Here is a 16,544-nt window from a genome sequence, read left to right as displayed (position 1 = left end):
CCATCGGCCGGGTGCTGGCCGGCTCCGGCGGCATGGTCTCCGTCCCGCTGTCGGCGGCCGAGACCGAGGAGCGCCTGCGGGCCCGCGGCGGGGACGTCACCGTCGCCGCCGTCAACGGGCCGCACACCGTCGTGGTCGCCGGCCCGCCGGAGCACCTGGACGCGCTGGTCGCCGACCTCGCCGCCGAGAACGTCCGGGCCCGGCGGATCGCGGTCGACTACGCCTCGCACTCCACCCAGGTCGAGCTGCTGCGCGAGGAACTGCTGACGGCGCTGGCGCCGGTGCGCCCGCGCGCCGCCCGGGTGCCGTTCTTCTCCACCGTGACCGGCGACTGGGCGGACACCACCGGGCTGGACGCCGGGTACTGGTACCGCAACCTGCGCCGGACCGTCGGCTTCGACCCCGCCGTGCGGGACCTGCTCGCCCAGGACCACCGGGTCTTCGTCGAGATCAGCCCCCACCCGGTGCTGACCATGACCGTCCAGGCGACCGCCGAGGACACCGGCGCCCGCGCGAGCGTCGTCGGCACGCTGCGCCGCGACAAGGGCGGCCTGGACCGCTTCCTGACCTCGCTCGCCGAGGCCCACGTCCAGGGCGTCCGGGTGGACTGGGCCCCGGTCTTCGCGGGCACCGGCGCCCGCCCGGTCGACCTGCCGACCTACGCCTTCCGGCGCGAGCACCTGTGGGCCGTCCCGGCCGCGTCGCGGACCGCGGCCGCGGCGGACCCGGCGGACACCGCGTTCTGGAGCGCCGTCGAGGAGGAGGACGTCGACACGCTCGCCGCGAACCTGCGGCTCGACCGGAGCTCGCTGGCGCCGGTGCTGCCCGCACTGACCGACTGGCACCGCCGACGCCGCGACCGCGCCACGGTCGACTCCTGGCGCTACCGGGCCGCCTGGGAGCCGCTCGGCGCCCTGGGCACGGCCACGCTCCCGGGCGGCTGGCTGCTCGTCACGGGCGCCGCCACGGACGCGCAGGACATCGCCGAGGCCCTCACCGCGCACGGCGCGCAGGTCCGGCGCCTGACGCTGGACGAGGCCGGCACCGACCGCGCCACCCTGGCCGAACGGCTCCGGGAGCTGGGGGAGTTCACCGGGATCGTGTCCGCGCTGGCCGCCGACGAGACGGCCGACGAACGCCACCCGGCGCTCTCCGCCGGCCTCGCGCTGACCCTCTCCCTGATCCAGGCGCTGGGGGACGCGGGCCTCGACGCGCCCCTGTGGTGCCTCACCCGGGGCGCGGTCTCCACCGGGCGGGCCGACCGGCTGACCAACCCCGTCCAGGCGCAGATCCACGGCCTCGGCTGGACCGCCGCCCTGGAGCACCCGCAGCGCTGGGGCGGCCTGGTCGACCTCCCCGAGACCCTGGACCGGCGGGCCGGCGAACGACTGGCCGCCGTCCTCACCGGCCGCACCGGCGAGGACCAGGTGGCGATCCGGCCCTCGGGCGCGCTCGCCCGGCGGATCGCGCGCGCCACCGCCGAGACCGCGCCCGCCGCCGGCTGGACGCCGCGCGGCACCACCCTGGTGACCGGCGGCACCGGCACACTCGGCCCGCACCTGGCCCGCTGGCTCGCCGACCAGGGCGCCGAACGGCTGGTACTGACCAGCCGCCGGGGCCCGGCGGCGCCCGGCGCGGCCGAACTCGTCGCCGAACTCGCCGAGCGCGGCTGCACGGCCACCGTGGTCTCCTGCGACCTCACCGACCGCGAGGCGGTCGCCCGCCTGCTGGCCGGGCTGACGGCCGAGGGCCACACCGTCCGCACCGTGGTGCACACGGCCGCCGTGATCGAACTGGCCCCGCTGGACGAGACCACCCCCGAGGCGTTCGCCCGGGTCGTGCACGCCAAGGTCGCCGGCGCCCGGCACCTCGACGAACTGCTGGACGACGACCAGCTCGACGCCTTCGTCCTCTACTCCTCCACCGCCGGCCTGTGGGGCAGCGGACAGCACGCCGCGTACGTCGCGGCCAACGCCTACCTCAACGCGCTGGCCGAGCACCGCCGGGCCCGTGGCGCGCACGCCACCGCCGTCTCCTGGGGCATCTGGGCCGACGACCTCGAACTCGGCCGGGTGGACCCGGGCCAGATCCGCCGCAGCGGCCTGGTCTTCATGGCGCCGCAGCAGGCCCTGGCCGCGCTGCGCCCGGCCCTCGACGAACAGGGCGTGCTGGCCGTCGCCGACATCGACTGGGACCGCTACCACCCGGTCTTCACCTCCGGCCGGCCGACCGCGCTCTTCGAGCGGATCCCGGAGGTGCGGGCCCTCCGATCGGCGGCCGAACGGCCCGCCGGTGACGCCGAGTTCGCCTCCCGGCTACGGGCGCTGCCCGGCGTCGAGCAGGACCGGGTGCTGCTGGACCTGGTCCGCGCCGAGGCGGCCACCGTGCTGGGCCACGCCTCGCCCGAGGTGCTGTCCGAACAGCGGGCGTTCCGCGAGGTCGGCTTCGACTCGCTGACCGCCGTGGACCTGCGCAACCGGCTGGCCGGCGTGACCGGGCTGACGCTGCCGAGCACGATGGTCTTCGACCACCCCAACCCGCTCGCCCTGGTGGAGTTCCTCCGCACACGGATCGCCGGCGTGCCGGGGGCGGCCACGGCGGCGCCGCAGCACGCGGGCGGCCCCGCCGCCGACGAGGACCCGATCGCCATCATCGGCATGAGCTGCCGCTACCCCGGCGGCGCCGGCTCACCCGAGGCCCTGTGGGAGCTGGTCTCCCGGGGCACCGACGCCATCACGGAGTTCCCGCTCGACCGGGGCTGGGACGCCGAGGGGCTGTACGACCCGGACCCGGACCAACCGGGCCGCACCTACTCGACCCGCGGCGGATTCCTGCACGAGGCGGCCGAGTTCGACGCCGCGTTCTTCGGCATCTCGCCGCGTGAGGCGCTCTCCATGGACCCGCAGCAGCGCCTGCTGCTGGAAACCGGCTGGGAGGCGATGGAGCGGGCCGGCATCGACCCCGCCACGCTGCGCGGCAGCCGGACCGGCACCTTCATCGGCGCGAGCTACCAGGACTACATCGCCGGCGGGGGCGGCCCGGACGGCGCCGAGGGACACCTGATCACCGGCACCATCCCCAGCGTGCTGTCCGGGCGGCTCTCCTACACCTTCGGCTTCGAGGGCCCGGCCGTCACCCTGGACACCGCCTGCTCCTCCTCGCTGGTCGCGCTGCACCTGGCCTGCCAGTCGCTGCGCAACGGGGAGAGCTCGCTCGCCCTCGCCGGCGGGGTCAGCATCATGGCCACGCCCAACGCGTTCGTCGGCTTCAGCCGGCAGCGGGCGATGGCCGCCGACGGCCGCTGCAAGGCGTACGCCGAGGCCGCCGACGGCATGAGCCTGGCCGAGGGCGTCGGCCTGGTCCTGGTGGAGCGGCTCTCCGACGCGCTGCGCAACGGGCACCGGGTGCTGGCCGTGGTCCGCGGCAGCGCCGTCAACCAGGACGGCGCCTCGAACGGCCTGACCGCGCCGAACGGGCCATCGCAGCAGCGGGTGATCCGCCAGGCGCTGGCGAACGCGCGGCTGGCCGCCGCCGAGGTCGACGCGGTGGAGGGCCACGGCACCGGCACCAGGCTGGGCGACCCGATCGAGGCGCAGGCGCTGCTCGCGACCTACGGCCTGGAGCGCGAGCGCCCGCTCCTGCTCGGCTCGGTCAAGTCGAACATCGGTCACACCCAGATGGCCTCGGGGGTCGCCGGGGTGATCAAGATGGTGATGGCGATGCGGCACGGTGTGCTGCCGCCGACGCTGCACGTGGACCGGCCGTCCTCGCACGTCGACTGGTCGGCCGGCGCGATCGAGCTGCTGACCGAGGAGCGGGCCTGGCCGGGGACGGGCCGTCCGCGCCGCGCGGGGGTCTCCTCCTTCGGCCTCAGCGGCACCAATGCGCACCTCGTCCTGGAGCAGGCGCCGTCGGTGGCCGAGCCCACCGGGCTGCCCGGGCCGGTCGTCGCTCCGGCGGCGGCTCCGGTGACGCAGGCTTCCGCCTCCGCCTCCGCCTCCGTGGCGCCGTCCGCCGTCGAGTCCGCCGCGCTCCCCGCCGTGCCGGTGGTGCTCTCCGCGCGGACCGACCTCGCCCTGCGCGCCCAGGCCGACCGGGTGCTGTCGCTGCTCGGCCGGCGGCCCGAACTCCCCCTGGCCGACCTGGCGTTCTCGCTCGCCACCACCCGCTCCGCGCTGGAACGCCGGGCCGCCGTGGTGACCGGGCGGCGCGAGGAGCTGGAACGGGCCCTCACGGCCCTGCGGGACGGCCTGCCGGACGCCGCCCTGGTCACCGGCCGGGCCGCCCGCGGCCGGCTGGCCTTCCTCTTCACCGGACAGGGCAGCCAGCGGCCGGGGGCGGGCCGGGAGCTCCACGCGCGTCACCCGGTGTTCGCCGAGGCCCTGGACGCCGTCCTGAACCGCCTCGACCTCGAACTCGACCACTCCGTCCGGGACGTGCTGTTCGCCGAGCCGGACACGGCGCAGGCCGGGCTGCTGGACGACACCGGATACACCCAGCCCGCGCTGTTCGCGCTCGAAGTCGCGCTCCACCGGCTCGTCGAGTCCTGGGGTCTGCGACCGGACCACCTGGTCGGCCACTCGGTCGGCGAACTCGCCGCCGCCCACGTGGCGGGTGTGCTGTCGCTGGAGGACGCCTGCCGCCTGGTGGCGGCCCGCGGCCGGCTGATGGCCGCGCTGCCCGCCGGGGGTGCGATGGCCTCCCTGGAGGCGAGCGAGGAGGAGGTGCTGCCCCTGCTCGGCGCGGCGGTCTCGGTCGCCGCGGTCAACGCGCCGGCCTCCCTGGTCGTCGCGGGCGAGGAAGCGGCCGTCCGGGCGCTGGTCGACCGGTTCACGGCCCAGGGGCGCCGGGCCGGGCGGCTGCGCGTCTCGCACGCCTTCCACTCGCCGCTGATGGAGCCGATGCTCGCCGCGTTCCGCAAGGTCGCCGCCACGGTGACCTACCACGCGCCGGTCATCCCGGTGGTCTCCACCGTCACCGGTGCACTCGCCACCGCCGAGCAGCTCTGCTCGCCCGACTACTGGGTCGACCAGGTCCGCCGCACCGTGCGCTTCGCGGACGCCGTGCGGCTGCTCGCCGAGCAGGGCACCACCACCTTCCTGGAGCTCGGCCCCGACGGGGTGCTGGCCGGCGCCGCCCGGGAGACCCTCGGTGACGCGGCGGGGCCGGCCGCGATCGCCGTCCTGCGCCGCGGCCGGGCCGAGCAGGCGACCCTCACCGGCGCGCTCGCCCGGCTCCACGCGAACGGCGTGCGACCGGACTGGGACGCGGTCTTCGCCGGCACCGGCGCCCGCCGCGTCGAGCTGCCGACCTACCCGTTCCAGCGCCGCCGGTACTGGCCCGAGACGGACGCCGCCCGCCCCGCCGGCCGGCCGGATCCGGCGGACGCGCGGTTCTGGTCCGCGGTGGAACGGGCCGACCTGCCGGCGCTCGGCGCCGACCTGCACCTGGACGACGACACCCTGAGGGTGATGGTGCCCGCGCTGTCGACCTGGCGCCGCGGGCGGCTCGACCGCTCCACGGTGGACGGCTGGCGCTACCGCGTCACCTGGAAGCCGCTCGCCGACTCGCCTGCCGTGCGCCCCGCGGGCACCTGGCTGGTCCTGCGCCCGGCCGGCGACACCCCCGACCACCCGTGGCTCGACGCGCTGTTCGACGGCCCGGTCCGGTCGGCCGACATCGGACCGGACCGGCGCGCGCTGGCCCGGACCCTGCGTGAACTGCGCTCCGAGGGCGGGGAGTTCGCCGGAGTGCTGGCCCTGCCCGCGCCGGGCGCGGACAGCCTGCCCTCGACCGTCGCCGCGGTGCAGGCACTCGGCGACGCGGGCATCGAGGCGCCGCTGTGGTGCCTGACCCGGGGCGCCGTCGCGACCGGCCGCGCCGACCACCTCACCGACCCCGTCCAGAGCGCGGTCTGGGGCCTCGGACGCAGCGTCGCGCTCGAACACCCGCAGCGCTGGGGCGGCCTGGTCGACCTGCCGGAGACGGTCGACGAGAGCACCGTCCGCCGACTGGAGGCCGTGCTGGCCGGGGCGACCGGCGAGGACCAGCTGGCGCTGCGGCCCTCCGGCGCCTTCGCCCGCCGGCTCGCCCACCACCCGGTGGGCGACCGGCCCGCGGCCCGGGAGTTCACCCCCACCGGCACCGTGCTGGTCACCGGAGGAACCGGCGGCCTCGGCGGGCACGTCGCCCGCTGGCTGGCCGGACAGGGCGCCGAGCACCTGCTGCTGGTCGGCCGCCGCGGCCCCGGGGCGCCGGGGGCGGAGCAGCTGAGCCGCGAACTCACCGCGCTGGGCGCCCGGGTCACCCTGGCCGCCTGCGACGCCGCCGACCGGGAGCAGCTGGCGGCGGTCCTGGCCGCCGTGCCCGAGGAGCTTCCGCTCACCGCCGTGTTCCACACCGCCGGTGTGGTCGCGGACGGCGTCCTGGACGGCCTGAGCGCCGAGAGCTTCACGGCCGTGCTGCGCCCCAAGCTCGACGCCGCGGTCAACCTGCACGAGCTGACCCGCGACGCCGAACTGTCGGCCTTCGTCCTCTTCTCCTCCACCACGGGCACGTTCGGCGCCGCCGGACAGGCCAACTACGCCGCCGCCAACGCCTTCCTGGACGCCTTCGCACAGCAGCGGCGGGACGAGGGCCTGCCCGCCACCTCCGTCGCCTGGGGCCCCTGGGCCGAGGCCGGGATGGCCGCCGACGGCGCGGGCGTCGAGGCGCGGGTGCGCCGGGGCGGGTTCGCGCCGATGGCGCCGCGGCTCGCCCTGGCCGCGCTGGGCCACGCCCTCGGGCAGGACGACCCGGTGGTGGCCGTGGCGGACGTCGACTGGCAGCGCTTCGCCACGGTGTTCGCCGCCCTGCGGCCGAACCCGCTGGTCGCCGACCTGCCCGAGCTGCACCGGCCACCGACCGCGGCCGGGGCGGTCACGACCGGCCGGGAGTCCGGGCTGCGGCAGCGTCTGGCCGAGCTCACCGGCGCCGCGCGCACCCGCCTGGTCCAGGAGCTGGTCCGGGCTCACGTGGCCGCCGTGCTGGGCCATGCCGACGCCTCGGCCGTCGAGGCCGACCAGGCCTTCACCGACCTCGGCTTCGACTCGCTGACCACCGTGGAACTGCGCAACGCCCTCACCGCCACGACCGGTCTGCGCCTGCCGAGCACGCTGCTCTACGACCACCCCACCCCGCAGGCGCTCGGCGACCTCCTGCTCGGCGAACTGCTCGGCTCGCTGCCGGAGCAGGACCAGGACCGCGACCGTGACCACGACGCCGTCACCCCGGCCGCCGGGACCGTGGCGGACGACCCGATCGCGATCGTCGGCATCGGCTGCCGCTTCCCCGGCGCCGTGGAGTCCCCGGAGGACCTCTGGCGGGTGCTGGAGCGGGAGGAGGACGTCATCTCGGCCTTCCCCGCCGACCGGGGCTGGGACCTCGAAGCCCTCGGGCGCGGCGCCTCGGTCACCCTGCAGGGCGGGTTCCTGGACGGCGTGGGCCGGTTCGACGCCCGGTTCTTCGGGATCTCGCCGCGTGAGGCGATCGCGATGGACCCCCAGCAGCGCCTGCTGCTGGAGACCACCTGGGAGGCGCTGGAACGGGCCGGCATCGCCGCGGACGCCCTGCGCGGCAGCGCGACCGGCGTCTTCGTCGGCACCAACGGCCAGGACTACACCTCGGTGCTGCGCCGCGGCACGGCCGAGGTCCAGGGCCATGTCGCCACCGGCAACACGGCCAGCGTGATGTCCGGGCGGCTGTCCTACACGCTGGGCCTGGAGGGGCCGGCCGTCACCGTGGACACCGCCTGCTCCTCCGCCCTGGTGGCGATGCACCTGGCCGCGCGCACGCTGCGCAGCGGTGAGTGCTCGCTGGCGCTGGCCGGCGGTGTGTCGGTGATGTCCAGCCCCGACGCGTTCGTCGAGTTCACCGCCCAGGGCGGTCTGGCCCCCGACGGCCGGTGCAAGGCGTTCGCCGACTCGGCGGACGGCACGGCGTGGTCGGAGGGCGCGGGCGTGCTGGTGCTGGAGCGGCTGTCCGACGCCCGCCGCAACGGCCACCGGGTCTGGGGCGTCCTGCGCGGCGCGGCCGTCAACCAGGACGGCGCGAGCAACGGGCTGACCGCGCCGAACGGGCGCGCGCAGCAGCGCGTCGTCCGCCAGGCGCTGGCGGACGCCGGCCTGACGCCCGGCCAGGTCGACGCGGTGGAGGCCCATGGCACCGGCACCACCCTGGGCGACCCGATCGAGGCCAACGCGCTGATCGCGGCCTACGGGCGCGACCGGGAACGGCCGCTGCTGGTGGGCGCGGTCAAGTCGAACCTGGGGCACACCCAGGCGGCGGCCGGTGTCGCGGGCGTGATCAAGATGGTGATGGCGATGCGCCACGGCGTGCTGCCGAAGACGCTGCACGTGGACGAGCCGTCCTCGCACGTCGACTGGGCGGGCGGCGCCGTGACGCTGCTGCGCGAGGCGCGGCCCTGGCCGAGCACCGGGGCGCCGCGCCGGGCGGGCGTGTCCGCCTTCGGCGTCAGCGGGACCAACGCCCATGTGATCGTCGAGCAGGCGCCGGACGTCGAGGAGCCGGCCGGGGCGCCCCGCGTGTCGCCCTCGGCGGCGCCGTGGGTGGTGTCGGGCAGGTCGCCGGCGGCGCTGGACGCGCAGCTGCGGCGGGTCACGGCGCTCGGCGAACCGTCGCCGCTGGACGTGGGGTTGTCGCTGGCGGGACGGGCGGGCTTCGGACACCGGGCGGTGCTGCTGGACGGCGTCGAGCTGGCCCGGGGCGTGGCCGCGAACCGCTCGCCGGCCGTGCTCTTCTCCGGTCAGGGCTCGCAACGCCTCGGTATGGGGCGGGAGTTGTACGCCCGCTTCGCGGTGTTCGCCGAGGCCTTCGACGCGGTGTGCGCGCAGCCGGGCTTCGAGTCGGTGCGCGAGGTGCTCTGGGGCGAGGACGCGGAGCCGCCGGACCGGACGGAGCACGCCCAGACCGGGCTGTTCGCGCTCGGGGTCGCGCTCTTCCGGCTGGTCGAATCCCTCGGTGTCCGACCGGAGTTCGTCGCCGGGCACTCGATCGGCGAGGTCACGGCCGCGCACGTGGCGGGCGTCCTGCCGCTGGCCGACGCCTGCGCCCTGGTGGCCGCGCGCGGCCGGCTGATGCAGGCACTGCCCGCAGGCGGGGCGATGGTGGCGGTCGAGGCGACGGAGGACGAGGCGCTTCCGCTGCTCGGGGAGTCGCTGTCGATCGCCGCCGTGAACGGCCCCCGGTCCGTGGTGCTGTCCGGAGCCGAACCCGATGTCCTGCGCACCGCACGGGAGTTCGAGAACCAGGGCCGCCGGACCAGCCGGCTGCGGGTGAGTCACGCCTTCCACTCGCCGCTGATGGAGCCGATGCTGGCCGAGTTCCGCGCCGTGGTGGCGGGTCTGTCCTTCGGCCGGCCGGAGATTCCCCTGGTGTCCAACCTGACCGGTGGCATCGCGACGCCCGAGCTGGTCGGCACACCGGAGTACTGGGTGCGCCACGTCCGCGAGACCGTCCGGTTCGCCGACGGCGTGCTGGCGATGGCCGACGCCGGCGCCGACGCCTTCCTGGAGCTCGGCCCCGACGGTGTGCTGACCGCGCTGGCCCAGCAGGTCCTGGACGCGGCGGCGGTGGCTGCGCCGGTGCTGCGCAAGGACCGCCCCGAGGAGACCGCCCTGGTCACCGGCCTGGCCCGGCTGCACGTCGCGGGCCTGCCCGTCGACTGGGCCGCGTACTACGCGGGCACCGGCGCCCGCCGGGTCGACCTGCCGACCTACGCCTTCCAGCGCGAGCTGTACTGGCCGGAACCCGCGCCCGCACCGGTCACGGCCGTCGACCCGGCGGACAGCGCGTTCTGGTCCGCGGTGGAACGCGAGGACCTCGACCAGCTCGGCTCGACGCTCGAACTCGGCGACGGCGCCGCGCTGTCCGCACTGGTCCCGGCCCTGTCCGCCTGGCGCCGCAAGCGCTCCGAGCAGTCCACCGTGGACACCTGGCGCTACCGGGTGGCCTGGAAGCCGCTGGCCGCCGCCGCGCCCAGCGGGCCGCCGCACACCGGGAGCTGGCTGGTGCTGGTCCCGGCCGGCCGCGCCACCGAGGCATGGACGACCGCGCTGGTCGGCGCGCTCGGCCCGGACGCCGTCCGGGTCGAGGCCGATCCCACCGACCAGGACGGCCTGGTCGCCCGCCTGGTGGAGCTCGACACCCCCGTCGCCGGCGTGCTGTCGCTGCTCGCCACCGGCGCCGAGCTCCTGCCGACCGGCCCGGCCCGGCCGGACGCGCTGGTCACGGCGGTGGCCGCGGCCGGCCTCGACGCCCCCGTCTGGTGCGCCACCCGGGGAGCGGCCTCGGTCGCCCGGGCCGACGCACCGGCCGACCCGGCACAGGCCGCCGTCTGGGGGGCGGGCCGGGTGACCGGACTGGAACACCCCGACCGCTGGGGCGGGTTGATCGACCTCCCGGAGGAACTCGACGGCCGAACGGCGGGCCGGCTGCGCGCCGCCCTGACGCGCGGCGACGGCGAGGACCAGCTCGCGCTGCGCCCCTCCGGCGTCTTCGCCCGGCGCCTCGTCCGGGCCGCGACCGATCCGGCCGCCCCCGGGTGGCGGCCGAGCGGCACCGTCCTGGTGATCGGCGAGAGCGCCGGCTTCGGCGGGCCGGCGGCCCGCTGGCTCGCCGGCCAGGGCGCCGGCCACCTGCTGCTGCTCGGCCCGGACCACCCGCAGGACCCGGCACCGACCGCGCTCGCCGCCGAACTGGCCGGGCTCGGCGTCGGGTTCACGCCCGTGACGGGCGATCCGGCCGACCCCGGCACGCTGACGGCGGTCCTCGCCGCAGCCCCCGAGGGGCTCCCGCTGACCGCCGTGCTCCACACCGGTCACGGCACCGAGCTGCCCCGGCTGCGCGCCGGCCTCGACGCCCTCGAAACGGCGCTCGGCGACCACCCGTTGGACGCGTTCGTGCTGTTCGCGTCGATCGCCGGGATCTGGGGCGTGCGCGGCCAGGAGGGTGGAGCCGCGGCCGGCGCCTACCTGGACGCCTTCGCCGAGCGCCGCCACGCACGGGGCGCGGCCGCGCTCTGCGTCGCCTGGGGCGCCTGGGCCGACACCACCCCGCCCTCCCTCGCCCGGCACCTGCGGCTCAGCGGGCTGCCCGCCATGGACCCGGGCCGGGCACTGTCGGCGCTGCCCCGCGCCGTCGCGGACGGCGCGCCCGCCGTCACGGTGGTCGACGTGGCCTGGGACCGGTTCGCGCCGGCCTTCGCCCGGCCCCGGCCGAACCCGCTCTTCGCGGAGTTGCCCGAGGCACGCGCCGCCGTGGCCCGGGCGACGGCCGGCGCGCCGGAGCGGGCGGCCACCGCCGCCACCCTGCGGGCCGACCTGCTCGCCCGCTCCACGGCCGACCGGGCCGAGGCGCTGCTGACGCTGGTGCGCACCGAGGTGGCCGCCGTGCTGGGCCACCCCGACACCACCGACGTCCCGGCGGGCCACGCCTTCAAGGACCTCGGCTTCGACTCGCTGACCGCCGTCGACCTGCGCAACCAGCTCAACACCGCCACCGGTCTCGTCCTGCCGGCCACGCTGGTCTTCGACTACCCGACACCGGTCGCGCTCGCGGAGCACCTGGGCACCGAACTGCTGGGAGCCGAACTCCCGGGCGCCGACGAGCAGATGACCGCCGCCCTGGCGGCACCCGGCGACGCCGACGACCCGGTCGTGATCGTCGGGATGAGCTGCCGCTACCCCGGCGGCGTCCGCTCGCCGGAGGACCTGTGGGACCTGCTGCGCGCGCGGACGGACGCGATCGGCGCCTTCCCGACCGACCGCGGCTGGGACCTCGACCGGCTGGCCCGGGGCGACCGGGACGGACGCGGCCGCAGCGTCACCCGCAACGGCGGATTCCTCTACGACGTGGCCGACTTCGACGCCGCCTTCTTCGGGGTCTCGCCGCGCGAGGCGATGGTGGTCGACCCGCAGCAGCGGATCGTGCTGGAGACCGCCTGGGAGGCGCTGGAACGCGCCGGGATCGACCCGGCCGGCCTGCGCGGCGGCGGAACCGGCGTGTTCATCGGCGGCGGCAGCGGCGACTACCGGCCCGCCGCCGGCCAGCTCGGCCACGTGCAAACCGCCCAGTCGGCCAGCCTGCTGTCCGGCCGGCTCTCCTACACCCTGGGTCTGGAAGGACCCTCGGTGACCGTCGACACGGCGTGCTCCTCCTCGCTGGTGGCCCTGCACCTGGCCGCCCAGGCACTGCGCGCCGGGGAGTGCTCGATGGCCCTGGCCGGCGGGGTGACCGTGATGTCCACCCCGGTGGGCTTCATCGAGTTCGGGGAGATGGGCGCGCTCTCGCCGGACGGCCGCTGCCGGGCCTTCGCCGACTCGGCGAACGGGACCGGCTGGTCCGAGGGCGTCGGCGTGCTGGTCGTCGAGAAGCTCTCGCAGGCCCGCCGGCAGGGGCACCGGGTACTCGCCGTGCTGCGCGGCTCCGCGGTCAACCAGGACGGCGCGTCCAACGGCATCACGGCGCCCAACGGCCCGTCGCAGCAGCGCGTCATCCGCCGGGCCCTGGGCAACGCCGGGCTGTCGGCAGCGCACGTGGACGCCGTCGAGGCGCACGGCACCGGGACCACCCTCGGCGACCCGATCGAGGCCCAGGCCCTGCTCGCCACCTACGGCCGCGACCGCGACCCGCGGCGTCCGCTGCTGCTCGGCGCGGTCAAGTCCAACATCGGCCACACCCAGGCGGCCTCGGGCGTCGCCGGCGTGATCAAGATGATCATGGCGATGCACCACGGCGTGCTGCCGGGGACGCTGCACCTGGACGCGCCGTCCTCGCACGTCGACTGGTCGGCGGGCACGGTCGAACTGCTCGCCGAGGAGACCGCGTGGCCGACCACCGACCGGCCGCGCCGCGCCGGGGTCTCGGCCTTCGGCGCCAGCGGCACCAACGCGCACGTGATCCTCGAACAGGCGCCGGAGAGCGACCCCGACACCGGGACCGACCCGGCTCCGCTCACCCCCGCCGTACTGCCGGTCGCCCTGTCCGCCGTCACCCCCGAGGCGCTGCGCGCCCAGGCCGGCCGGCTGGTCGCCCACCTGGCCGCGCACCCCGACCTGGCGGTCACCGACCTCGGGTACTCCACGGCCACCACCCGGTCGGCCTTCGAGCACCGGGCCACCGTCCTGGCCGGCGACCGCGCGGACCTGCTGCGCGGCCTGACGGCCCTCACCGGGGGGCGCGGCGCGGCCAACCTGGTCCAGGGCCGGCCGGGCCGGCGCGGCCGGACCGCGTTCCTGCTCTCCGGACAGGGATCCCAGCGCCCGGGCACGGGCCGGGAGCTGTACGGCCGGTTCCCGGTGTTCGCCCAGGCCCTCGACGCGGTGCTGGCGCACTTCGACGCCCTGCTCGACGTCCCCCTGCGGGACGTGCTGTTCGCGCCCACCGGCACGGCGCGGGCCGCCCTGCTGGACGACACCGGCTGCACCCAGCCCGCCCTGTTCGCGATCGAGGTGGCCCTGTTCCGCCTGGTCGAGTCCTGGGGCATCAGGCCGGACTTCCTGGCCGGCCACTCGGTCGGCGAGATCGCCGCCGCCCACCTGGCCGGGGTGTTCCCGCTCGCGGACGCCTGCACCCTGGTGGCGGCCCGGGCCCGGCTGATGGCCGCGCTGCCCGCCGGCGGCGCGATGGTCGCCGTCCGGGCGACCGAGGAGCAGGTCCTCGCCCGCCTGACCGACGGGGTGTCGGTGGCGGCGGTGAACGGCCCGCAGGCCGTGGTGATCGCCGGCGACGAGGTACAGGTGCGGCGGATCGCCGCCGCCTTCGAGGCGGACGGAGTCAAGACTAGGCGTTTGCGGGTGAGCCATGCATTTCACTCCGTACACATGGACGCGATGCTCGATGACTTCGAACGGGTCGCCCGGGGCATCTCCTACCACGCCCCGAGCGTGCCGCTGGTGTCCAACCTGACCGGCGGCATCGCGACGCCCGAGCTGGTCGGCACACCGGAGTACTGGGTGCGCCACGTCCGCGAGACCGTCCGGTTCGGCGACGGCCTGCGCGCGCTCGCCGCGAACGGCGTCACCCGGTTCCTCGAACTCGGCCCGGACGGCGCCCTGACCGCACTGGCCCAGGAGGCCCTCGACGACCGGCCCGACCAGTCCCACCGCCCCGTGCTCGCCGTACCGGCCCTGCGCAAGGACCGGAGCGAGGAGGCCGCCCTGCTCACGGCGCTGGCCCGGCTGCAGGTCGACGGCCTGGACCCGGACTGGTCCGGCGTGTTCGACGGCACCGGTGCCCGCCGGGTCGATCTGCCGACCTACGCCTTCCAGCACGAGCGCTACTGGCTGCAGGCCGCCGAGGCCGATGCCACCCCGGGGGCCGGGAGCGAGGACGAGGAGTTCTGGTCCGCGGTGCGCGAGGAGGCCTTCGACACCCTGGCCGACACGCTCGACGTGGACAGCGACTCGCTCGCCAAGGTGCTGCCCGCCCTGCGCGACTGGCGCACCCGGCGCGGGGAGCAGGCCACGCTGGACGGCCTGCGCCGGCGGATCGGCTGGAAGCCGCTGAACCGCCCGGCCGCCGCCACCCCGCAGGGCACCTGGCTCGCCGTCACCCCGGCGGGACGCTCCGACCAGGACTGGACCGCCGCGGTCGTCGCCCAGCTGGGCCCGGACACCGTACACGTCGAGGCGGACGCCGACACCGACCGGGCGGCCCTGGCCGAGCGGCTGCGCGCGGCGGCCGGCGACCGCACCGGCCTCGCCGGGGTGCTGTCCCTGCTCGCCCTCGACGACGCGCCCACCGCGACGGCGGCCGGTGCGGCGCCCGCGGGCGTCTTCGGCACCGCGACCCTGCTGCAGGCGCTCGGCGACGCGGGGATCACCGCACCGCTGTGGTGCGTCACCCGGGGCGCCCAGGCGGTGTCGCCCGAGGAGCCGGTGACCGGCCTGCACCAGGCCGCCGTCTGGGGCCTGGGCCGGGTCGCCGCGCTGGAGTACCCGCAGCGCTGGGGCGGCCTGATCGACCTGCCCGACGAGCTCGACGAGCGCTCGGCCGCACTCTTCGCCGGCTTCCTCGCGGACCCCGACGGGGAGGACCAGGTCGCGGTGCGCACCTCGGCGGTCCACGGCCGCCGGCTGGGGCAGCCAGTCGCCGGCCGCCCGCCGGCCCGCGACTGGCACCCGGACGGCACCGTACTGATCACCGGCGGCACCGGCGCCCTGGGCGCCCACGTCGCCCGACGGCTCGCCGAGCAGGGCGCCCGGCACCTGGTGCTGCTCAGCCGCCGAGGCCCGGCCGCCCCGGGCGCGGCGCAGCTGCACGCCGAACTGACCGCCACGGGGGCGCGGGTCACCATCGCCGCCTGCGACGCCGCCGACCGCGAGGCGCTCGCCGCCGTGCTGGCCGCACTCCCCGCGGGCGCGCCGCTCACCGCGGTCGTGCACGCGGCCGGCGTGGTCGACGACGCCGTCCTCGACCGCCTCACCCCGGCCCGCTTCGAACCGGTCTTCCGCGCCAAGGTCGCCTCGGCGCTGCTCCTGGACGAGCTGACCAGGGGACAGGACCTCGCGGTCTTCGCCCTCTTCTCCTCCGCCTCCGCGGCGGTCGGAAACCCCGGGCAGGGCAGCTACGCCGCCGCGAACGCCGTACTGGACGCCCTGGCCGAGCGGCGCCGGGCCCAGGGCCTGGCCGCCACCTCGATCGCCTGGGGCGCCTGGGGCGGGGACGGCATGGCCGCCACCGACCGGGCGGCCGCCGCGGCCCGGCGGACCGGAATCCGGCCGCTCGACCCGGACCTCGCGGTGCGGGCCCTGCGGCAGGCGGTCATGGACGGCGAGCCGACGACCGTCGTCTCCGACGTCGAACCCGCGGTGTTCCTGCGCGCCTTCACCGCCGTGCGACCCAGCCGGCTGCTGGCCGAACTCCCGGGCCACGCGGAGCCGTCCGCGGCCGGGACGGGCGGCGACGGGCCGTCGGCCGGCGCCGCCCTGCGGGAGGAACTGGCCGGACTCTCCGAGGGCCGCCGGTCCGCCGTCCTGCTCCGACTGGTCCGCCTCCGGGCGGCGGAGGTGCTGGGCCACGCGACCGCGGACCTGGTCGGCGCGGACAAGGCGTTCCGCGATCTCGGCTTCGACTCGCTCGGGGCGGTGGAACTGCGCAACCAGCTCAACGCCGCCACCGGGCTGAGCCTGGTCGCGACGCTCGTCTTCGACCACCCGACACCGGCCGAACTGGCCGGGCACATCCTGCGGGAACTCCTGCCCGACGGCCACGACGAGCAGCCCGAGGAGCTCGACCGGGCGCGGATCCGGTCCCTGCTCGCCTCCGTCCCGCTCGATCGGCTGCGCCGGATCGGAGTCCTGGAACCGCTCCTGGAACTGGCCGCCACCCAGGGCGCCGCCCAGGGCATCGGCAAGGGCTCCGACCAGGGCTCCGACCAGGGCGAAGGGACCGAGGACGCCTTCGGCGAGTCCATCGACGCGATGGACGTCGACGACCTGGTGCAGGCGGCCCTGCAGCACACCTCCGACCACGAGCAGGACTGA

Annotated in this window: 1 protein-coding gene (cut by a window edge); it reads left to right on the top strand. The window is 76.9% G+C overall.

Going from position 1 to position 16,544, the window contains the following annotated elements; all coding sequences use genetic code 11:
- Positions 1–16,544, top strand: the 3' portion of a protein-coding gene (locus ACFVYI_RS21060; protein WP_387887698.1) for a type I polyketide synthase. 11,956 nt of this gene lie to the left of the window's left edge; 16,544 of the gene's 28,500 nt are visible here — the last part of the coding sequence; its start codon lies off the left edge, out of view; the stop codon is at positions 16,542–16,544.

This window comes from Kitasatospora sp. NPDC058218, assembly GCF_042882445.1.
GTDB lineage: Bacteria > Actinomycetota > Actinomycetes > Streptomycetales > Streptomycetaceae > Kitasatospora.
Note: the sequence above shows the minus strand (reverse complement) of the source record. Positions and strands in the feature narration are given on the sequence as shown.